This window comes from Paraburkholderia tropica, assembly GCF_914484835.1.
GTDB lineage: Bacteria > Pseudomonadota > Gammaproteobacteria > Burkholderiales > Burkholderiaceae > Paraburkholderia > Paraburkholderia tropica_A.
Window position 1 is genome coordinate 12,281 of the sequence record NZ_CAJZAR010000079.1, and the last position, 20,475, is coordinate 32,755.

At 66.7% G+C, this 20,475-nt stretch carries 17 protein-coding genes; 5 read left to right on the plus strand and 12 right to left on the minus strand.

Annotated elements, in window-relative coordinates; translation table 11 throughout:
- Nucleotides 1-134 precede the first annotated feature (134 nt).
- The 12 genes from LDO54_RS29560 to LDO54_RS29615 form a co-directional block, all read right to left on the minus strand.
- Complete coding sequence (locus LDO54_RS29560; RefSeq protein WP_224014699.1) at nt 135-1,208, minus strand: FecR family protein; 1,074 nt, start codon at nt 1,206-1,208, stop codon at nt 135-137.
- Between the two features lie 79 nt (nt 1,209-1,287).
- Entirely contained in the window at nt 1,288-1,809 is a 522-nt protein-coding gene (locus LDO54_RS29565) for a sigma-70 family RNA polymerase sigma factor (protein WP_224014701.1), read from the minus strand.
- Nucleotides 1,810-2,009: 200 nt separating this feature from the next.
- The gene (locus LDO54_RS29570) at nt 2,010-2,819 is read right to left on the minus strand and encodes a metallophosphoesterase (RefSeq protein WP_224014703.1); all 810 of its coding nucleotides are present in this window, start codon (nt 2,817-2,819) and stop codon (nt 2,010-2,012) included.
- Nucleotides 2,820-2,960: 141 nt separating this feature from the next.
- On the minus strand, nt 2,961-3,395 hold the full coding sequence (locus LDO54_RS29575) for an ExbD/TolR family protein (protein ID WP_224014705.1): 435 nt from the start codon (nt 3,393-3,395) through the stop codon (nt 2,961-2,963).
- Nucleotides 3,392-4,087, minus strand: a complete 696-nt coding sequence (locus LDO54_RS29580; RefSeq protein WP_224014706.1) for a MotA/TolQ/ExbB proton channel family protein — start codon at nt 4,085-4,087, stop codon at nt 3,392-3,394. The genes LDO54_RS29575 and LDO54_RS29580 overlap by 4 nt, the downstream gene beginning before the upstream one ends.
- A gap of 13 nt (nt 4,088-4,100) precedes the next feature.
- A complete protein-coding gene (locus LDO54_RS29585) occupies nt 4,101-4,595 on the minus strand; it encodes a TonB family protein (protein WP_224014707.1) in 495 nt (164 codons plus the stop codon).
- Nucleotides 4,596-4,923: 328 nt separating this feature from the next.
- Nucleotides 4,924-6,072, minus strand: a complete 1,149-nt coding sequence (gene pqqE / locus LDO54_RS29590; RefSeq protein ID WP_224014708.1) for a pyrroloquinoline quinone biosynthesis protein PqqE — start codon at nt 6,070-6,072, stop codon at nt 4,924-4,926.
- Between the two features lies 1 nt (nt 6,073).
- Nucleotides 6,074-6,379 carry a pyrroloquinoline quinone biosynthesis peptide chaperone PqqD gene (gene pqqD / locus LDO54_RS29595; protein WP_224014709.1) on the minus strand — a complete coding sequence of 102 codons (306 nt, stop codon included), beginning with the start codon at nt 6,377-6,379 and terminating at the stop codon, nt 6,074-6,076.
- Nucleotides 6,380-6,478: 99 nt separating this feature from the next.
- The gene (gene pqqB / locus LDO54_RS29600) at nt 6,479-7,402 is read right to left on the minus strand and encodes a pyrroloquinoline quinone biosynthesis protein PqqB (protein ID WP_224014710.1); all 924 of its coding nucleotides are present in this window, start codon (nt 7,400-7,402) and stop codon (nt 6,479-6,481) included.
- Between the two features lie 60 nt (nt 7,403-7,462).
- Nucleotides 7,463-7,537 (minus strand): pyrroloquinoline quinone precursor peptide PqqA, encoded by a 75-nt coding sequence (pqqA, locus tag LDO54_RS29605; protein WP_224015200.1) that lies wholly within the window; start codon nt 7,535-7,537, stop codon nt 7,463-7,465.
- A gap of 266 nt (nt 7,538-7,803) precedes the next feature.
- Nucleotides 7,804-9,813 (minus strand): sigma-54-dependent Fis family transcriptional regulator, encoded by a 2,010-nt coding sequence (locus LDO54_RS29610; RefSeq protein WP_224014711.1) that lies wholly within the window; start codon nt 9,811-9,813, stop codon nt 7,804-7,806.
- Between the two features lie 304 nt (nt 9,814-10,117).
- The gene (locus tag LDO54_RS29615) at nt 10,118-12,451 is read right to left on the minus strand and encodes a TonB-dependent receptor (RefSeq protein WP_436975714.1); all 2,334 of its coding nucleotides are present in this window, start codon (nt 12,449-12,451) and stop codon (nt 10,118-10,120) included.
- Between the two features lie 336 nt (nt 12,452-12,787).
- Here LDO54_RS29615 and LDO54_RS29620 point away from each other — a divergent pair, with 336 nt between their 5' ends.
- The 5 genes from LDO54_RS29620 (at nt 12,788) to LDO54_RS29640 (ending at nt 20,463) form a co-directional block, all read left to right on the plus strand.
- On the plus strand, nt 12,788-14,515 hold the full coding sequence (locus LDO54_RS29620) for a methanol/ethanol family PQQ-dependent dehydrogenase (RefSeq protein ID WP_224015204.1): 1,728 nt from the start codon (nt 12,788-12,790) through the stop codon (nt 14,513-14,515).
- Nucleotides 14,516-14,594: 79 nt separating this feature from the next.
- Nucleotides 14,595-15,845, plus strand: coding sequence for a c-type cytochrome (locus LDO54_RS29625; protein ID WP_224014712.1), 1,251 nt, complete (start codon nt 14,595-14,597; stop codon nt 15,843-15,845).
- A 59-nt stretch (nt 15,846-15,904) separates the two neighbouring features.
- Nucleotides 15,905-16,219, plus strand: coding sequence for a high-potential iron-sulfur protein (locus LDO54_RS29630; RefSeq protein WP_224014714.1), 315 nt, complete (start codon nt 15,905-15,907; stop codon nt 16,217-16,219).
- Nucleotides 16,220-16,664: 445 nt separating this feature from the next.
- The gene (locus LDO54_RS29635; protein WP_415774530.1) at nt 16,665-19,097 is read left to right on the plus strand and encodes a membrane-bound PQQ-dependent dehydrogenase, glucose/quinate/shikimate family; all 2,433 of its coding nucleotides are present in this window, start codon (nt 16,665-16,667) and stop codon (nt 19,095-19,097) included.
- A 184-nt stretch (nt 19,098-19,281) separates the two neighbouring features.
- Entirely contained in the window at nt 19,282-20,463 is a 1,182-nt protein-coding gene (locus LDO54_RS29640) for a porin (protein WP_224014718.1), read from the plus strand.
- The last annotated feature ends 12 nt before the right edge of the window (nt 20,464-20,475 follow it).

Genomic DNA, 20,475 nt, shown 5'->3' on the forward strand with positions numbered 1-20,475 from the left:
GGTCCACGCCCGATCGAGGGATTATGCAAACCAAATTCGCAAGAAATTAGGAACGGCGGAGGGGTCTGAAAGGGCCGAAAGCGGCGGCCGCGGAAACGGCGTTCGCGGCCCGGAGCAGCCCGGAACCGCCCACGCTACGCGGCGCGCACGACTTCGACGAGATTGCCGCGCGCGCGCAGACGCACCGGCAGCACGCGCGGCAACGCGTGCGCGAAGCGGTCGAGCTGATGCACGTCGAAGCTGCCCGTAAGACGCATTTGCGCCACCACGGGGTCGTCGACCACCACGTTGATCGCACCGTAGCGCGCGAATTCCTGCAACGCGCGCAGCAAGGTCGTGTCGTTGAAAGCCACGCGGCCCTGACGCCAGACCGCGACCGCCGTGGGTGCAATCGGCTCGATCTCGCCGAGCAGGCCGTCCGCGCCGCTCGTCACGGCCTGGCCCGCCGCGAGTTCGACGCTGCGCGGCACGGTGTCCGGCTGCGGCGCGGAGGCCACGCGCACGCGCCCTTCTTCCACCTCCACGCGCACGTTGCCGTGTTCGAGCCCGGTCTCCGTGCAACGCACCGAAAAGCGCGTGCCGACGACCGTCACGGTCACCGAGCGCGCCAGCACATTGAACGGGCAGCCCGGATCGGATTGCACGGCGAACATCGCCTGGCCGCGCACCAGCCGCACTTCGCGCCGATGCCGGAACAGCCGCGCCTCGACATGCGTGTCGGTATCGAGTTCGATGGTGCTGCCGTCGGGCAGCGAAACGGTCTGGAGTTCGCCGCGCCGCGTGGTGAAGCTCTCGCTGAAGGTCGGCGTGCGCTGCCAGTATTCCCAGCCGATCACGCCCGCGCCCGCCGCCGCGAACGCGGTCCCGGCCAGCGCGAAGCGCGGCATGAACGCGCGACGTCCCGGCGATGCGAGCACGCCGCGCGCGCCGTCCGCCTGTCGCGCCGTCTCAGACGAGCGCGCGATTTCGGCGCGATAACGCGCGAGATCCTGCTGCGGCACGTGGTCGAGCGCCTGCCAGATCTCGTCGATCTGCTCATAGGCACGCCGATGCGCCGGGCTGCGCGCGAGCCACGCCTGCCAGTGCGCTTCGTCGCGCGCGCTCAAGCCGTTCTGACGCCGCACGAGCCAGCTCGCGGCCTGCGTCTCGATGTCGGCGTCGGCATCGACAGCGGCATCGGTCGTTTCAGGGAGGTGGGGTCGTTCCATCGTCATATCGTCAGCGCGTACCTCTATGAAGACGCGCGACGAAGCCAAAACCTGACATCGAAGAACCTTGCATCGTGTTTTATTCGGCGGCGCCGCTCGCTCGACCGGACACGCTCTCGAACGCCGTCATGCGCTGCTTGCAGGCGAGCACGCCGCGAATGATGTGCTTTTCGACCATATTGCGCGAAATGCCCATGCGCTCGGCGACTTCGGCGTGGCTCAGCCCGTCGAACTTGTGCAGCACGAACGCTTCGCGGCAGCGCGGCGGCAATGCGTCGATCGCGGCGACCAGCGCCTCGGTGCGGCGCGACGACTCCCACACCTGCTCGGGCTGGCTCGACACATGCGCGGCGGGCTCGTCGATCGCATCCAGCTCGTCGACGACCGATTGAGCGCGGACTGTAGCACGGCGATGCGTATCGATGACGAGATTGCGCGCGGTGCGATAGAGCAAGCCGCGCGGATCGCTGATGGTCGCGCCCGAGTCGCGCAGCGAGAGCACGCGAACGTAGCTTTCCTGTGCGATATCCGAGGCGGTGTCACCGTCTTTCACCAGCCGGGAAAGAAAACGCAACAGTTCGCGGTAATAGCGTTCGACCACTGAATCGGTATGTATTGAGCCCTGTCCAATCGGTGCGGCGCCGGCAAGCGGCCCGCGATTGGGTCTGAATGATAATTATTATCATTCAGTGGCACAGGACTGGCAAGACAAATGATGCACAGCGGATGTGGGGAGTGGCGGGCGCGCGACAGCGTGATAACGCAGCGGCGCGCGAAGTGAAGCGCAGTGGCGCGCGGACCTTACGCGGGCGCCGCCACGCGGCCCGGCGTGACGCTCGACCAGACGCGGCTCGTGCCCGCCTCGACGAGCGTGAGCTTGCCGCCCGGACTGCACGCGCCCGTATCGATGAACACATGCGCGCCGATGCGGCGGACTTCGCGCATCGTCGTATGGCCACAGTAAGTGATGGACAAGGCTTGCTGCGAAGGCGAGACGCTGAACGCCAGATCGCGGCCCCAGAGCAGCCGGCGGCGCACGGCGGCTTCGAAGCGCCCGGCCGCGAGTTGTTCGTCGCTGCCGCGAAACTCGGCGTGCAGGATATTGAAGCGCGCGTGCCCTTCTCCGACGATGCGCACGAGCGGCAGCGGACGAAGATGCGCGGCGTGCCCCGCGAGTTCGCCATCGGAAAGCGAACGCGCCCAGTCGCCGCCCACTTCGTACCAGCGCTCGCGCGGCAGCCTGCCGTCGACGACCGCGCACAGCGCCTCTTCGTGATTGCCGAGCACCGGATAGAACCAGTCGTGCTCCAGCAAGGCCAGCGCACGTTCGCTCTGCTCGCCGCGGTCGATCAGGTCGCCGACGGAAAACAGACGGTCGCGCCCGGTGTCGAACTCGACCGCCGCAAGCAGTTGTTCGAGCGCGCTCACGCAGCCATGCAGATCGCCGACCACGAAGTCGCGGCCATGCAGATTGGCGTCGTGCCGCACGACATCGGGGTCGGCCGGTTCGGCAAACGCCGCGCCGCCCGGCTCCGCACCATGGCCCAAGCCGTGGATGCCGAGAAATCCCAGGCGCTTCAATAGGGGTTGCGGATGGCTGTTTGGACCCATGCTCGTCTCTTGTCGGCAACGGCACATCTTATTTCAGGCCGACAGAGAAAATACGAGCGCGTCTGTGAGATGTGTAACCAGTGGTAAGGGGTCGGAAGCCACCCAACCTTACGCGCAGCATGCGGTTTTTTAGCGCTTGTTTTACGGCGCTGCGTGGATGGTGTGTTCGCCACGCTCGGTCACGAACCCGATCTTCGTGAGCCCGGCCGCGCTCGCCGCCGAGAGCAACGTCGCCACGCGCTCATAAGGCGTCGCGCGATCGACGAACAGGCGGATCTCCGTTTGCGGCGCCTGACGCGCCGTTTGCGCGAGACGCGCGTCGAGACTCGCCGATGTGATCGCGTGCGCATCCCAGCTCACGCGTCCGTCCGCGTCGATGGCGAGATCCACGTGCGGCGCCGCGCTGATCGGGCTCGCCGCTGCCACGCGCGGCAACGCGAGCCGCGCCTCGTGGCGCAGCACCGGCAGCGTCACCATGAAAATGACCAGCAGCACGAGCATCACGTCGATCAGCGGCGTCATGTTGATGTCGGCGGCGGGCAGCGCTTGAACGTCGAAATCGGCATCGTGTTTCATGGCCGCACCGGATCGTCGAGTTCGGCGTCGGCGTGCGGCGCGGATGCGCACAGCAACTGCGCATGCAGGGCGAACGCAAAGCGATTCAGTTGCGCGACGACATCGCGCGCCAGCCGCGCGAACGCGTTGTGCCCGAGCACCGCCGGAATCGCCACGCACAGGCCGAGCGCCGTCATGACGAGCGCCTCGCCTACCGGTCCGGCCACGTGTTCGAGACTCGCGTCGCCGCCCGCGCCGAGCGAGAGCAGCGCGTGATAAATCCCCCACACGGTGCCGAGCAGCCCCACGAACGGCGCGGTGCTGGCGATCGACGCGAGCACGCCCAGCCCGCGTTGCAGCCGCACGGCGCTCTCGCCGATCGAGGCCCTGAGGCTGCGCTGCATCCAGTCGTCGAGATCGATACGCGGCGCGCGCTCCGACGCGTGATGCGTCAGCGCGCGCTGACCGGCGGCCGCGAGTTCGAAGAACGGCGAGCCGGGCCGCCCGAGCCGCGGCATGCTCTCGCGCATCGCGCTCGCGCGCCAGAAACCCGCGCGCGCGAACACGGCGCGGCGGCGCAGCGCGGCCAGCTCGACCGCCTTCAACGCCATCACCGACCACGACGCGACCGACATGGCGATGAGCAGCGCCGCCACGGCGCGCGTCATCGCGTCGCCCTGCGTCCACAGATGCATGATTCCTGAAGCTGGCATGACGCCCTCCGTTTCACTCGTTGAGATTGAACGTGACCGGCACATCGGCGCGCGCGCGCCGCGCCGCGCCGTTTTCCGCGTAAGGCTGGCAATGGCTCGCGAGCGCGGCGGCACGCGCGGCCGCGTCGAGGCGTGCGTAACCGCTGCTCGACGCCACGCGCGCCGCGACGACGCGGCCGTCGAGCGCCGTATCGATTTCGATGACGGCGGTGCCGGACTCCGCGCGTCGTAAGGACTGCTCGGGATAGTCGGGATGCGCGAGCGTGCAGTCGAGATGCGCGACGCGATGCGGGGCGTCGGTGGCTTCGGCGGACGCGGGCGCCGATGTCGCGCTTTGCGGCGGTTCGGCATGGGCGGTTTCTGCGTGCTGATCGTGTTGAGCGTGTTGATCGTGCGGCGGTGCGTCGGGCGAAACGGCAGCGAGTTTCGACGCGTTTGGCGCATTCGGCGCACGCGTCGCGATCGTGCTTGCCGCGCTAACGCGACGCGGCGGCGAAGCGGCCGACATTCGCGCGGCCGCTCGCGGGCTTTCATGCGGATGCGCTTCGATTCGCGCATCACGCTGTGCGGAAGCCGTGGCAATCGGCGAAATCGGTGAAATCAATCTCGCTTCAATCGTTGTCACCGGCGCAAGCGCCTTGCGTGGCTGCGGCACACCCTGAAGCACGAACCCCAGCAACACCGCATGCAACGCCCCCACCGCGAACACGATAGCCATCACGCCAATCCGGCTTCGCCACTCCGTTCGCCCGCGCGACGCGCACGCTTCACGGCTCGCCTCCGCGCTCACTTCACGATCGAACCACGCGACGCCGGCAACCATGACCGCGCCCCACTCACCGCGCCAGCGAATTCGCGCGGCTGCGGAACACCAGCGGGTGTTCGTCGCTGCGATCCGCACGCCGCGCAAAACGCACCGCCTGTTCGACGCGCCCGTGATCCGGCGATTTCGCGCAGACCGGATCGGCAGCGGCCGCGTCGCCGCTCAGCAGCCAGGCCTGGCAGCGGCAGCCGCCGTGATCGACATGACGTTCGTCGCAACTGCGGCACGGCTCGCGCATCCATGCGTCGCCGCGAAACGCGTTGAAGGCCGCGCTATCGGTCCAGATGTCGCGCAGCGACGCGTCGCGCACGTTCGGCAGCGCAAGCCCCGGCAGCGAGCGCGCCGCATGACACGGCAGCGCGGTGCCATCGGGCGCGACGCCGAGAAACACCGCGCCCCAGCCGCTCATGCAGGCCTTCGGCCGCGACTCGAAATAATCCGGCACGACGAAAAGAATCCGGCAGCGCCCGCCGATGCGCGCGCGATAGCGCTCCACCACCGCCTCGGCGTCGCGCAATTGCTCCGCCGTCGGCATCAGCTGCTCGCGATTGAGCAGCGCCCAGCCGTAATACTGCGTGTTCGCCAGCTCCAGATAATCCGCGCCCAGTTCGAGCGCCATCTCGATGATCTGCGCGACATGCGGCAGGTTATAGCGATGCAGCACGCAGTTGAGCACCATCGGATAACCCTGCGCCTTGATCCGCTTCGCCACCTCGCGCTTGAGTTCGAAGGTGCGCGTGCTCGTGAGGAAATCGTTGAGTTCGCGCGTCGAATCCTGCATCGACAGTTGAATGTGATCGAGCCCGGCCGACTTGAGCCCGGCGATGCGCGCAGCGGTCAGCCCCACGCCCGACGTGATCAGATTCGTATAGAAGCCGATGCCGCGCGCGTGCTCGACCAGCGTTTCGAGGTCGTCGCGCAACAGCGGTTCGCCGCCCGAAAAACCGATCTGCACAGCGCCCAGTTCGCGCGCGGCCGAGATCGTCGCGCGCCAGGCTTGCGTATCGAGTTCCGCGCCGTGATGCGCGAAATCGACGGGATTCGAGCAGAACGCGCAATGCAGCGGACAGCGGTAAGTCAGCTCCGCGAGCAGCCACAGCGGAGGCGCGATGGAAGGCGCGAAAGCGGTCGCGCTGGCAGAAGCGATGGACGAGTCGGCCATGTCAGTCGAGCCAGCCGCGCAGACGCGCGTGATCGAGAAAGCGATAAACGTCGGGCGCGAGTTCCGAGGTGCTGAACAGGTGTTCGAGTTCGCCGATGATGTCGTCGAGTTCGTGGTCGCCATCGCAGCGCGCGAGTATCTCGCCCGCGCTCGGATTGAGCTTCACCACGCCTTCGGGATAAAGCAGCACGTAGGCGCCCTGCACCGCTTCCCACTGCAGGCGGTACATGCCGCGCAATCTGGGGCGCAGCGGCACGCCACGGCCTGCGTCATTCGCTGCATCACTCGCTGCGTCATTCGTATTCATGCGGGCCACGCTTGTCGATCGCGACGGGCATCGACCAGAGGATGTCGGGTTGGAATGGCCGCATGCCGTTCACAGCGCACGGATGCGGTGCGTTCGTCGTCATACCTGAAACTCCATGCCGTCGTGCGCCACCTCGATGCCGTGGGCGCGCAGACGCGCATGCTGAACCGAATGCGGATCGAGCACCGGGTTCGTGTTGTTGATGTGCGTGAGCACCTTGCGCGTGCCGCGCGGCAGCGTTTCGAGCCAGTCGATCATGCCGGGCCGTCCGTCGTCGCCGCATTGCGCGAGATGACCCATGTCCGCCGCGCGCTGCGTCGACAAACCGAGCTCGATCATTTCCGTCGCTGTCCAGAAGGTGCCGTCCACCAGCACGAGTTGCGCGCCGCGCATCGTGCCGAGCACGTCGGCGTCGATGCCGCCGAGTCCCGGCGCGTAGAACACGCGCGATCCGCTCGCGTCATCTTCGATCAGGAGTGCAATGTTATCGCCCGGCGACGCGTGTTCGCGGCGCGGCGAATAAGGTGGCGGCTTGCTCGCGACCGCCATCGCCGTGAAGCGGATGCCCGCGCAGCCCGCGATGCCGAACGGCACGCCGGGCTCGATCGTGTGCATACGCACACCACAGTAGTGGCCGAGCAGCGGCACCAGCGGCAAACCGGTCGACAGGTCGTCGAACACGGGCGCGCAGGCGTGGACCGGCAACGGCGACGTGCGTTCGCGCAGCATCAGCAGGCCGGTGACATGGTCGATCTGCGCGTCGGTCAGCACGACCGCGGCGATGCCGCTATCGCGCAGCGCCCGCGCGGGTTGCAGATCGGGCTGCGCGCGCAGTTGCGCGAGCAGGTCCGGCGAGGCGTTGACGAGCACCCATTCCACGCCGTCGGCGCTGACCGCAATCGACGATTGCGTGCGCGGCAGCACATCGCCGCCACGATGGCGCGCGCGGCGGCAATTGAGGCAATTGCAGTTCCACTGCGGCAGTCCGCCGCCCGCGCCCGATCCCAGTATCCTGATCTTCATGATGGCTCGCAGCGCATGCCGCGCGCGGTCCCGAAGCCCGCACGCGCCATGCGCCTCCGTTCAGCGGTTGGCGATATACATCGTGATTTCAAAGCCGAGGCGCAAGTCGGTATACGACGGCGTGGTCCATTGCATGACGTGTCTCCTGATGAATTGATGGTGGAAGTACCGCATGGGATCTGCGGCCGCTAACGTCAAAGCAAGGGATATGCCGATGCAAGAAGCACACGGCGACGGCACGATTCGCACCCGTGGAAACGGTCGATGCGCGATGTCGTCCCGATCGACGCCACGCGAACGCACGCGCGGCGAGGGACGCCGCGCGTGAAGTGTTGCGTTCTGGAACAGGAGTGCGCCACGACTGCTACACGATGCAACAGCCGGGGCAGCGAGGGGAACGGTCAGGCGTCGCCGGAACCGCCATCGGCGGCGGGCAGCTTGCGATAGATGGTGTTGCGCGAAACGCCGAGCGCGCGCGCCGTGGCCGACACGTTGCCGCCATGGCGCGCGAGCGTCGCGGCGATCACCGAGGCCGCCACGTCCTGCAAGCGCGCGTCTTCCTGCACGAGCGGCTCTGCGGCCATCGCCGTCCCGAGCGCTGGCGATTGCGTCGACGTCGGCGCGACGCGGCAGCGCACGTCGTCGAAGAAATCGTCGGGCAAATGCTCGCGGCGGATCTCGCCGTCGTCGTCGACCATCGCGGCGGCCGTGCGCAGCAGATTGCCGAGCTGCCGGAAATTGCCCGGCCACGCGCAGCGCTCGAACAGCGCCATCACGTCGGGCGCGACGCTGAGCGCCTGCGCGCCCGCGCGGCATTGCGATTCGCGCTGAAGCATCTTCTGGATCACCACCGCGAGGTCGGTGCGGTCGCGCAGCGGCGGCAGGCGCACCACGAGGCCGTTGAGCCGGTAATAGAGGTCCTCGCGAAAACGGTTCTGGGCGATCATCTCGCGCAGATCGCGGTGCGTCGCGCAGATGATCGCGACATCGACGGGAATGTTCTTCGCCGAGCCCAGCGGACTCACGAGCCGCTCCTGAAGCACGCGCAGCAGCCGCACCTGGAGCGGATACGGCATATCGCCGATTTCGTCGAGAAACAGCGTGCCGCCATTGGCCTGCAACAGTTTGCCCGCCGCGCCCTTGCGCCGCGCGCCCGTGAACGCGCCCTCTTCATAGCCGAACAGTTCCGACTCGATCAGCGTCTCGGGAATCGACGCGCAATTGACGGCCACAAAGGGCTTGTCGCGGCGCGGCGAATCGTTGTGGATCGCCTGCGCGAGCAGTTCCTTGCCCGTGCCGGTTTCGCCCGTGATCAGCACCGGAATGTCCTTGCCGATGACCTTGCGCACTTTCGCGATCACGAGTTCGACCTGCGGATCGCCGGTGTCGAGATAGCTGAGCCTCGACAGTCCCGCGCACGGCATCGAAGCCGACGCGGCCGGCGTCAGCGCGCGTCCGGCGGCCGCGTCGTGCACGGCCACGGGCCGGCTGCCCTCGGCAAGCGTGGCGCGCCGGAACTGCACGCGTGCGCAGACCACCGCGCCGCCCGTGAGATTGAGCATCAGATGCGGCGCGGCGCTCGCGCGCATGCGGTCGATCAGTTCCGCGCTCGTGGTCTGGAACAGCGACGACAAGGTATGCGCGCGCAACGCCGCGAGCGGCATGCCGAGCTGGAACTGCGCGCTGCGGTTCGCCGAAAGGAAACGCCCGTCGCTCGTGAACGCGACGATGCCTTCCATCAGCGTGCCGAGGAATTCCTGGCGTCCATGAAACGACACCTGCAGCGTCTCCTGAAACGTGGTCGCGAACAGATGATTCTCGATCATCTGCACCGACATGCGCGCGAGCGCCATCGTGTGCTGATGGTAGCTGCGATAGTCGCCGGTCACGTCGAGCACGCCGATCACGTCGCCGTACGGATCGAAAATCGGCACGCTCGAACAGGTCAGAAAACGGTTCGCGGCAAGGTAATGCTGATCGCCGTGCACGACCATCGCGCAACGCTCGGCCAGCGCCGTGCCGATCGCATTCGTGCCCTGGCGGTCCTCGGCCCAGTTCGCGCCCGCGCGCAGCGCGACTTTTTCGGCACGCTGGAGAAAGTCGTCGTCGCCGATCGAATGCAGGATCAGGCCTTCGGCATTCGTCAGCACGATCATGCTTTGCGTGTTGACGATCTGCTCGTGCAGCGTCTCCATGACCGGCGTGGCGTGCATGCAGAGCACGCGGTTCTGCTCGCGCTTGAGTTCGAGACCCGCGCCTGAAAGCACGTCGTAATCCGGGCGTCCCGAGACGCGCAGGCCGAACGTCTCCGAACGCTCGTGAGCTTTCTCGATCGTGGGAGCCGGCCAGCCATTGCCGCCGTGCGGTCGCGTGGCCGCGCGAGAAGCGGCCGGGTCTACGTCGTCGCGCATTGTCTCCTCCAGGATTTGCCGGTGCGTTGCCGGGCATTCTGGTGGTTTCTTTAGCAAGGTCCGGGCCATCGTATGGCGGCCAGCGACCTCGTGATCCAACACGCGCGCGACGCGCAACGCATTGCGTAAGCGAACTGTATGTTTCGCGGCGCGGTGCGAGAGGACACCGGCGGCGCGCGTTCGCCAGCCTGTGTAATACCGCAAAAAGCCCGCATGCCGATATGCGGACTCACCCCCACTCGCGCGCTCGCAGCGTCATAGCGGGATATGCATAACGCCAGCGCGTGCTTAGTCGATCGCCTGCTTAATCCCACGCGTAATGCAGCCCGACCCACACGCCGCGCGGCGCACCAGGCCCGACGAACTGCTCGTTGACGGGATTCGCGCCGTCGAACGCATGGCCCGGCCCGTTGAAGAAGTTCTGCCCGAGCACGCCGAAGCTCGCGTAATGGCGATTGAAGAGATTCGTCACGTTCGCATAGACCTCCAGGCGTTTTGTCACGCGATAGCGCGTATCGAGATCGACGAGCACATAGCCCGCAATTTTTCCATTGGAATCCTGATTATTTTCATCTCCCTGAGCGTACACACCGCTGCGCCACGTGACATTCGCACCGATGTCCCACTGCGCCGTGGCCGCGTAATCGAGCCGCAGCTTGAGCATCTGCGTGGGAATGCCCGGCACGTGATCGCCGGGATGCACCGTCACGATGCCGTTGGCGTCGGCGGCCGAATTCGCGGGGCTCTGCTCGGTCCATGTCGAGCGATAGGTCGCGTCCACATAGGTGTAGTTCAGACCGATGCCCACGCGGCCGATCACCGTGTGTCCCGCGAGTTCGAGCCCCTGCCGCCGCGTCTTGCCGACATTCTGGAAATAGCCCTGCGAGCTGCCCGCCACGCTCACGAACTCGATATCGTTGGACAGCGTCGTGCTGTAGACCGCCGCGCTCCACGTCGTGGCCGCGCCCAAATGGCCGCGCGCGCCCGCTTCGAAGGTCTTCGAGACGACCGGTTGCAGCGCCGGGTCCGCGACAAAATCGTTCGGCAAGGAGCACGGCGCGGCGGGATCGGCGCAGGCCAGTTCGATGGCCGTGGGCGCGCGCATGCCTTCGTTATAGGCCGCGTAAAACGTGACAGACGCAAGCGGATTCCAGTTGATCCCCACCGCCGGATTGAAGCGCGAGAACGTGTGATAGCCGTCGAGCAGCGGCTGCACACCGCTTTCGTCGCCGATACGCGCGCTCGACCAGTCGTAGCGGCCCGAGAGCGTGAGCGTCCATTGCGGCGTGAGCGACAGCATCTCGCTCAGATAGACACCGTAGTTCGCATTGCGCGTTTTCGCATCGGTCTGCGGCGCGAAGCCACCGATGCCGACGGCCGCGCGGTCGGCCGTGAAATACGCATCCTGCGACGACGCCGTGTAGTGCGAGTTCGCGAAGTCGGCGGCCACGCCCGCGACCAGTTGACTGCCGATGCCGCCCAGCTTGCCGAGCAGCGTGAGTTGCAGGCTCGCGCCGTAACTGTCCGTGCTGACGATCGAATCGACGTTGCTGCCCTGTAGCGTGTTCACGTTGCCGTCGTCGTCGATGGAACCGTAGTCGGTGTTGTTGTTGCTGCTGATGTTCTCGCTGCGCAGATGCCGGTAGTACGCGTTGCCGCTCAGCTCCACGTTGTCGTTGAAGAAATGTTCGCCCGAGAGCGTGAGCGTGCCCGCGCTGTTGCGGTTGAGATCGGGAAACGTGTAGGCCTGACGCGGATTGTCGAGGAACGAGCGCGGGATCGTCTGGCTGCCGTACAGCTGGTTGTCCGCGCCGCTGGCCGAGAGCGAGAGCGTCGTGTCGTCGTCGCTGTAGCGCAGCTTGCCGAAGCCCTGGCGCACGCGGCTCGCGTTGTGATCGGCCCAGCCGTTGTCGTTGGTCACGTTCGCGGCGGCGTAATAGTCGAGATGCGGACCAAGCGTGCCGCCCTGCTCGATCTGCGCGCTCTTGCGTCCCCACGAACCGCCCGACACATCGACGCCGCCGCCGGGATTCGCGCGGCCGTTCTTCGTCGTGATCGCCACCGCGCCGCCGAGCGTATTGAGTCCGTAGACGGGATTCGAGCCCGGAATCAATTGCACCTTGTCGATGGCGAGGACAGGAATCAGATCCCAGTTGACGATATCGCCGAACGGCTCGTTCACGCGAACGCCATCGACGAATACGGAAATTCCCTCAGGGGTCCCAAGCAATGGGGAGGCCGTGAAGCCGCGATAGTTCAGGTTCATCTGAAACGGGTTGCCCTGGGCATCCGACACGCTCACGCCCGGCAGATTGGCCGCGAAGTAATCGGTGAGCGTTTCGCGGTGTTGCGTCGCGATGTCCTGCGCACGCACGGTCTGCACGTTGGCGGGCACTTTCGCGAGCGGCGTGCCGATGCCGAGCAGCGGCGTGGTGCCGATCACGACGATGCCCGGCAGCATCGTGGGCGCGGCGGCCGGTGTATCGGTCTGCGTCGATTGCGCCTCGCTCGCGCCCGCGCCTAAGGCCAGCGTAACGCCGAGCGCGGCGCGCACGCGGCGTCTCGCGCGCCAGCGCCTGTTCTCCTGCCGCGTGGTGATCAACATCGTCTCCGTCTTGTCGTGTGCATGTCGTTGCATGCCTTTGTGTTCGCGCCCATGCGCCGCCGTGATCTAGCCAGGACCGTGCCAGCGCGCGCAACCGCGCCCGCGCGAAGCCAAGCCGATACGCGCCGCCGCGACTGTCACGTTCTCCAACACCTTCGGCACACACGTGTTGCGGAATGCAACACATCGGCGCACGCCGCCGCCGCGCGCGAGCCCCGCGCGATCCGCGCGCAACGCAAGCCACACGCGGCTTCCGGCGCAATGGCACACGACTTGCAAAACGGGCAGCGCACCCGGAACGGCACCGACTTCTTCACATCGACCCACCCGCTACCGGCCGTGCGCCCACAAATACTTCTGGAGACGATGATGAAGAGACGCTCGGCTGCGGCAAGCCGGCTGGCGACCTGCTCGATGGGCATCGCGGCGGCGATGGCCCTGACTGCGGGCGCGGTGGATGCCGCCTCGGACTATCCGCCCGTGACTTATGACCGGCTGACCCAGGCGCAGAGCGATCCGGGCTGGCTCACCTACTACCGCACCTACAGCGGCCAGTCGCATTCGCCGCTCAAGCAGATCGACGCCTCGAACGTCGGCCAGCTCAAACAGGCCTGGAGCTATCAGTTCCCCGCCGAACTGAAGCAGGGTTTCGAGGCCACGCCGATCGTCAACGGCAATTATCTTTTCGTCAGCACACCGAAGGACAACGTCTATGCGTTCGATGCGAAGACGGGCACGCAGCTCTGGAAATACGAGCCGAAGCTCGGTGCGGAGTCGTTCAAGACGGCGTGCTGCGATGTGGTCAATCGCGGCGTCGCGCTGTATGGCAAGAACGTTTACGTGGCGATGCTGAACGGCGAAATCGCCGCGCTCGACGCGCAGACCGGCAGCGTCGTGTGGAAGAAGCAGATGTTCGAGCCGGGCCTCGGCTACGCGTTCTCGCTCGCGCCGCTCGCACTCGACGGCTCGATCGTGGTCGGCACCTCGGGCGGCGAATACGGCATTCGCGGCTATATCGCGGCGCTCAGTCCCGACGACGGCTCGATCGTCTGGAAGCGCTACACCGTGCCCGGCTCCGGCGAGAAAGGCGCCGACACCTGGCCCGACGGCATGCAGGCGCATGGCGGCGGCGCGGCCTGGCTGACCGGCACCTACGACGCCGCCAGCAAGACGCTCTACTGGGGCGTGGGCAATCCCGGCCCGTGGCTCGCGGCGCTGCGTCCCGGCGACAACCTCTACTCCGACTCGCTGCTCGCGCTCGACCCGAAGAACGGCAAGCTCAAGTGGCACTACCAGTACACGAGCAACGACACCTGGGACTACGACGGCGTGAATACGCCGGTGCTCGCCAACATCCAGTACAAGGGCAAGGACTACGACGCCATCATCCACGCCGACCGCAACGGCTTTTTCCACGCGATCGACCGCAAGACCGGCAAGCTGATCTACGCCGAGCCGTTCGTGAAGGCGACCTCGGTGACGGGCTATACGGCCGATGGCAAGCCCGTGCAGGACGCGTCGAAGTATCCGAAGGCCGGCACCACGATCGACACCTGCCCGAGCTTCCTCGGCGGCAAGAACTGGTGGTCGGTGTCCTACGACCCCGAACGGCATATCGCCGTGGTGCCGTCGCTGCACGCGTGCATGAGCCTTTCGGGCAAGTCGGTCAGCTATATGGAGGGGCTGCCCTATCTCGGCGAAGGCTTCGAGATCAAGCCGGAGCCGGGCAGCGAAGGCTATGGCGAGTTGCAGGCCATCGACGTGAATACCGGCAAGAAGATCTGGGGCCACTGGAGCAAGATGCCCTGGAACGGCGGCGTGGCGACCACGGCGAGCGGCCTCGCGTTCAGCGGCTCGCTCGACGGCCACCTCTACGCGTTCGATATCGCCACGGGCAAGGTGCTGTGGGAAAGCCCGCAACTCGCGAGCGGCATCATCGCGCAGCCGTCCGTGTTCGAAGTCGACGGCAAGGAATACGTCGCGGTGCTCGCCGGCTACGGCGGCGCGAATCCGATCTGGGGCGGCCCGATGGCCGACATCGCGAAGGACGTTCCGCGCGGCGGCACGCTCTACGTGTTCGCACTCGATCGCGGCTAAACCCGGCCTGACCGCGCCGCGCGCACACCGACGTTCGACGTCGCGCGCGGCGCTCCCGCCTTCTCTGGAACGCACGACCATGACTACCCGACCCCCCCCCCTCGCCCACGCGACGACGCTGGCCCTGCTCGCGGCGCTCGCCGCGGGCGCGCAAACTTCGGCGCGCGCCGCGCAGCCGGTGCGCGTCTGCACGCTGCCAGGTAGCCCCTCGGCGGCGCTCGACCAGGCGGTCGCGCGCGCCGTGCTCAAGACCGCCGGTGTCGACGCGACCTTCGTCGCGCGCGGCATCGACGACGACGGCGGCGACGACGGCATCTCCGCCCACGAACTGTCCGCCGCGCTCGGACGCGACTGCGACGTGGTCGCGGGCTTCCCGCGCTCCAGCATCGCCGACGCCTCGGGCACGCAGATGGTCTTTTCGCAGGGTTATCTGCGATCGGGCTACGTGAGCGTCACGCTGCGCCACGCTCACGCGGCCCCGGCCGCCGACGGCAAGGAAACCATCGCGGCCACGTATTCGAGCCCTTCACAGTTGATCGCCGTGCAGCAGAAGAACGCGCGCTTCGATCTGGAAAACACCTCGGCGCTGACCGTCGAGGCGCTGGCGAAAGGACGCGCGCAGCGCGCCATCGTCTGGTATCCAGCCGTGGTTGCCTATCAGCGCGCGCATCCGGGCGCGCGCTTCGATGTCGCCGCCGCGCCCTCGCCGTATGCCGACTGGAACCTCGTGTTCGCCGCCGGTGCCGCGATGCGTCCGTTGCAGACGCGCATCGACGCCGCGCTCGCGCAGTTGCAGGGCGACGGCCGTCTCGCGGCCATCACGCGCGGCTGGACGCTGCCGCCCGACGCGATGGCCTCCTCCGCGCGATCGCCTGCGCCCGCTCGGGCTACGCTGCGCACGGCGACGGCGGCCTGGCCCGTCATGCGCGCCGCGCGCGGCGGCATGGCGCCGATGATCGTCAAGGTCTCGGCGAGCACGGGCGGCGCCGCGCCGTCGTTCGACCAGGAGCAGGTCGCGCACGGCCAGCATCTCTACGCCGATTCCTGCGCGAAGTGCCACGGCGCGCAACTCGAAGGCATCAACGCGCCCGCCTTGAGCGGCCCCGCGTTCGCGCCGGCGGCGAACTCGCATCTGACGATCGGCGGCATTTATCAGTACATGTCGACCAATATGCCCGCCGACCGCCCCGGCAAGATGAGCGATCAGGATTACGCCGATCTGATGGCCTTCCTGCTCTACACGAACGGCTATGACGCGAGCAGCGCGAAGCTCACGTCCGACGCCGCGCTCGGCTCGACCACGCCGCTCAACGCGGGCCCGCGCCACTGACGCCCTTATTCGCCCACGATCAACCCACGATACGCCCCACGTCTTTTCAGGATCACGCTATGCCCAACCCTCATCGCCGGATTTTTCTGCTTCAGGCCGCGGGCCTGTGCGCCGCGCTCGCCACCGGCGCGCCCGCGTTCGCCGCGCCTGCCCTCGTCGACGAAAACGACAGCGCCGCGAAAACGCTCGGCTACCGCAGCAAGGCCGCGAGCGTCGATGCCGCGAAATTCCCGAAGTTTCAGGCCGGTCAGCGCTGCGCGAACTGCCGCTTCTATACGGGCGCGGCCGCCGACGCCGCCGGACCGTGCCCGATGTTCCCCGGCAAGTCGGTTGCCGCCGATGCCTGGTGCAACGTCTACGCGCAGCGCACGTGAAGGTCTCTCCAATGCCCGCGTGACGCATAAAAAAGGCGCGGCCGCTCATGCGGTCGCGCCTTTTTTATTACGCATTCTGAATTTCAGTTTCGCAGATTCGCCCCGGCTGGCACCGTGTTTTCCCGCGAACACACCATCAGGATGACTGATTAATGCCCGCGTGCACCGCCACGATGCCGCCATGACGCACCGCCGCGATCGGCCTCCAAAGCCGGATCGACACACTCCCCGACCCATTCATCAGACCCGATACGCAGCGTGCTCACGCGCGTCGGTGTACCAATACCCCGACACCCCTGCACGTTTCCCGGCAAGATTTCGATTTTAGCAATAAAATGTACCAAGTAGTTAATCTAGAAGTCGGTGCGACGCTTTGTCCCTCAATGACGTCGGACCTTGCGAAGCCTGGCGCGGATGAACTTGAGCGTCACAACGAGAAAGAGCGATGTCGAAGCAACCTTCAGATTCAGATAAACAAAAGATGTGCAAAGCGGTGCGCGTGGGCTTGACCCTCGCGGGCCTCGTCGGGCTGGTGCTCGGCCTGTATTTCACGATCGGCGGCGGCATGCTGATCGCGCGCGGCGGCAGCTGGTATTACCTGCTCGCCGGCCTCGCGCTCTGCGCAACGGGCGTCCAGCTCGCGCGCCGCCGCGCCAGCGCGTTCCCGATTTACCTCGTCATGCTGATCGCCACCGTGCTGTGGGCGCTGTGGGAAGTCGGCTTCGACTTCTGGCCGCTCAACACGCGCGTCTTCATGTTCTCGATGATCGGCATGCTGCTCGCGCCGATCTGGCCGGTGCTGCGCAAGGGCGAAGGCAAGTCGCCGGCGCGCGGCGCGGCCTGGGGCATCGCCGCCCTGCTGCTCGTCGTGAACGGCGGCTTCGTCTGGGGCATGTTCGTGCCGCACGGCAAGTTCGGCGTGGAAACCGCGCCGGTCGCGGGCACCGCGGGCAAGGGCGACTGGACCGCGTACGGCCACTCGGACGGCGGCGACCGCTTTGCGGGCTACACGCAGATCACGCGCGACAACGTCAAGGACCTCCAGGTCGCGTGGACCTTCCACACCGGCGACACGCCGCTCAGCCCGGACGGCGGCGGCTCGGAAGACCAGGAAACGCCGCTGCAGGTCGGCAAGACGCTGTTCCTGTGCTCGCCGCATAACACGGTGATCGCGGTGAACGCCGCCAACGGCACCGAAAAGTGGCGCCATGAATTCCCGACCAAGACCACGGTCTGGGTGCGCTGCCGCGGTCTCGCGTATTTCGACGCGAGCCTGCCGCTGGTGCAGCCGACGGTCGCCGGCTCGACGCCGGTCACGCCGATCGCCGCTTCGGGCGATCCGGCCGTGTGCCGCCGCCGCATCTATATGAACACGATCGACGCCAAGCTCGTCGCGCTCGACGCCGACACCGGCAAGCTCTGCGACGACTTCGGCGATCACGGCATCATCGACCTGAAGGCGGGTCTGGGCAAGGCCAAGAGCCCGCTGTACCAGCTCACCTCGGCGCCGACCGTCGCGGGTACGACCGTGGTCGTGGGCGGCCGCGTGGCCGACAACGTCTCGCTCGACATGCCGGGCGGCGTGATCCGCGGCTTCGACGTGATGACGGGCAAGATGAAGTGGGCGTTCGATCCGGGCCAGCCGGAAGACCACGCCGCACCGGCCACGGGCAAGACCTTCACGCGTTCGACGCCGAACGTGTGGGCGCCGATGACCTACGACGCGACGTCGAACACCGTCTACATGCCGGTCGGCAACGCGGCAATTGACCTGTGGGGCGTCAAGCGCACCGCGCTCGACGAGAAGTACGGCGGCTCGATCCTCGCGCTCGACGCCAGCACCGGCGCAGAAAAGTGGCACTTCCAGACCGTCCACCACGACCTCTGGGACTACGACGTGCCGATGCAGCCGACGCTGATCGACTTCCCGATGGAAGACGGCAAGAAGGTGCCGGCGCTGATCGTCGGCACCAAGATGGGCCAGCTGTTCGTGCTCGACCGCGCGACCGGCAAGCCGCTGACGAAGGTCGTCGAGCATCCGGTCAAGCCGGCGACGATCCCGAACGAGCCGTACTCGAAGACGCAGCCGCTCTCCGTGGGCATGCCGCAGATCGGCGCCGAAGTGCTCAAGGACGCCGACATGTGGGGCGTCACGCCGATCGACCAGCTGATGTGCCGTATCACGTTCCGCGGCATGCGCTACGACGGCCTGTTCACCGCGCCGGACACCGACTACGCGCTCAGCTTCCCGGGCTCGCTCGGCGGCATGAACTGGGGCGGTCTGTCGTATGACCCGAACGCCGGCATGATCTACGTGAACGACATGCGCCTTGGCCTCTGGGTGCATCTCGTGAAGGAAAAGCAGCGCGGCGGCCCCTCGGACGGTAACGAAGCCGTCAACGCGGGCATGGGCGCGGTGCCGCTCGGCGGCACGCCGTACTCGGTCACCAAGGACCGCTTCTTCTCGCCGCTGGGCATTCCGTGCCAGAAGCCGCCGTTCGGCAGCCTCACGGCCGTCGACCTGAAGACGCGCAGCGTCGCATGGCAAGTGCCGCTCGGCACGGTCAAGGACACGCGTCTGTATGGCGTGCAGATGCACATGCCCACGCCGATCGGCATGCCGACCATCGGCGGTTCGCTGACGACGGGCGGCGGTCTGGTGTTCTTCGCGGCGACGCAGGACTACTACCTGCGCGCGTTCGACAGCTCGACCGGCAAGGAAGTCTGGAAGGCGCGTCTGCCGGTGGGCAGCCAGGGCACGCCGATGAGCTACACGATCGACGGCAAGCAGTACATCGTGATCTCGGCGGGCGGCGCGCGTCAGTCGCCGGATCGCGGCGATTATGTGATCGCCTACGCACTGCCGGACAGCCACTAAGCTGAGCCGCGAGCCGGACATCGAAGCGGGGCGTCAGTGAGACTTGCCGCCCCGCTTTTAACCACTCGGTTCAAAATGAAATAGCGAGCCCCCGCCGTCGACCAGACCGGCGGGGGCTTGCGCGTGAAGACACCCTCAAAAACACGACGAAGACAGCGGTATCGCAAACTTCGCGACCATAGTCATGAAAACAGAACACCTTTTCTGGAGCGGCTCGCTCCTGATGTGCGCGGCGATGCTGTCGCAAACGGCGCATGCGCAAAGCAGCCTGACGCTGTACGGCAATGTCGACGAAGCCATCTCCTACGCGAACAACCAGGGCGGTCATTCGAACGTCTATATGCGTAACGGCAACCTCTACGCCTCGAAGTTCGGCTTCAAGGGTTCCGAGGCGCTCAGCTCGACGCTCAATGCGATTTTCGACTTGCAGGAAGGCTTCGATCCGGGCACCGGCGCGCAGCAGTCGGCGGGCCTCGCGTTCAACCGCTACGCGTTCGTCGGCCTGCAGGACAGCCATCTCGGCACGCTCACGATGGGCCGCCAGTACACGCCGTATTACCTGCTCGCGGGCACGCTCGGCCCGGTCACCTACCTGACCGGCGCGACGGGCGCGCACCCCGGCGACATCGACGGCTTCGATACGGACATCCGCGCGAACAGTTCGGTCACCTATACCTCGCCGACCATTGCGGGCGTGCGCGGCAGCGTGCAGTACGGCTTCGGCGGCCAGCCCGGCAGCATGCAGAGCGGCAACCTGATCAGCGCGGCGCTGCGCTACGACGGCGGCCCGCTGTCGGTCGCGGCCGGTTATCTGCGGATGGAAAACACGAGCGAATACACGGGCGGTTTCGATACGTCCGCGAGCGCGACGTTCCCGCATTCGGTCGTGAATCAAGGCTACCTCTCGGCGCGCGCGGTGCAGCACTTCGCGGCGCTGGCGACGTACACGGTCGGCAACCTGCTGTTCGGCGTGAACTACTCGAACGTGCTCTATCGCCCCGGTTCGCATTCGATGTTCACCGACACCGCCGTGTTCAACACCTACGGCGCGCTCGTCAGCTATCGCGTGAGCACGCCGTTCGAAGTGTCGGGCGGCTACAGCTACACGCGCGCGTCGGCGGCGAACGGCATTCACGACGCGGCGCGCTATCAGCAGATCTCGCTGCGCGAGCTGTATCACCTCTCGAAGCGCACCACGCTCTACACGATCCAGGCGTACCAGCACGCCTCGGGCAAGACGCTCGGCGCGAACGGCGCGGGCGACATCATCGACGCGCAGGCGGCAGTCGGCGACTCGCAGAACACGACGCCGTCGTCGACCGGGAATCAGTTCGTGGCGATGTTCGGCGTGGCGATCGCGTTCTAAACGCCGTCACGC

What these genes read in the sequence shown, in the direction of transcription:
- LDO54_RS29560 (WP_224014699.1), bottom strand. Translation starts at nt 1,208, where the DNA reads ATGGAACGACCCCACCTCCCTGAAACGACCGATGCCGCTGTCGATGCC.
- LDO54_RS29570 (WP_224014703.1), bottom strand. Translation starts at nt 2,819, where the DNA reads ATGGGTCCAAACAGCCATCCGCAACCCCTATTGAAGCGCCTGGGATTT.
- LDO54_RS29575 (WP_224014705.1), bottom strand. Translation starts at nt 3,395, where the DNA reads ATGAAACACGATGCCGATTTCGACGTTCAAGCGCTGCCCGCCGCCGAC.
- LDO54_RS29580 (WP_224014706.1), bottom strand. Translation starts at nt 4,087, where the DNA reads ATGCCAGCTTCAGGAATCATGCATCTGTGGACGCAGGGCGACGCGATG.
- LDO54_RS29585 (WP_224014707.1), bottom strand. Translation starts at nt 4,595, where the DNA reads ATGTCGGCCGCTTCGCCGCCGCGTCGCGTTAGCGCGGCAAGCACGATC.
- pqqE (WP_224014708.1), bottom strand. Translation starts at nt 6,072, where the DNA reads ATGGCCGACTCGTCCATCGCTTCTGCCAGCGCGACCGCTTTCGCGCCT.
- pqqD (WP_224014709.1), bottom strand. Translation starts at nt 6,379, where the DNA reads ATGAATACGAATGACGCAGCGAGTGATGCAGCGAATGACGCAGGCCGT.
- pqqB (WP_224014710.1), bottom strand. Translation starts at nt 7,402, where the DNA reads ATGAAGATCAGGATACTGGGATCGGGCGCGGGCGGCGGACTGCCGCAG.
- LDO54_RS29610 (WP_224014711.1), bottom strand. Translation starts at nt 9,813, where the DNA reads ATGCGCGACGACGTAGACCCGGCCGCTTCTCGCGCGGCCACGCGACCG.
- LDO54_RS29615 (WP_436975714.1), bottom strand. Translation starts at nt 12,451, where the DNA reads ATGCAACGACATGCACACGACAAGACGGAGACGATGTTGATCACCACG.
- LDO54_RS29620 (WP_224015204.1), top strand. Translation starts at nt 12,788, where the DNA reads ATGAAGAGACGCTCGGCTGCGGCAAGCCGGCTGGCGACCTGCTCGATG.
- LDO54_RS29625 (WP_224014712.1), top strand. Translation starts at nt 14,595, where the DNA reads ATGACTACCCGACCCCCCCCCCTCGCCCACGCGACGACGCTGGCCCTG.
- LDO54_RS29630 (WP_224014714.1), top strand. Translation starts at nt 15,905, where the DNA reads ATGCCCAACCCTCATCGCCGGATTTTTCTGCTTCAGGCCGCGGGCCTG.
- LDO54_RS29635 (WP_415774530.1), top strand. Translation starts at nt 16,665, where the DNA reads ATGTCGAAGCAACCTTCAGATTCAGATAAACAAAAGATGTGCAAAGCG.
- LDO54_RS29640 (WP_224014718.1), top strand. Translation starts at nt 19,282, where the DNA reads ATGAAAACAGAACACCTTTTCTGGAGCGGCTCGCTCCTGATGTGCGCG.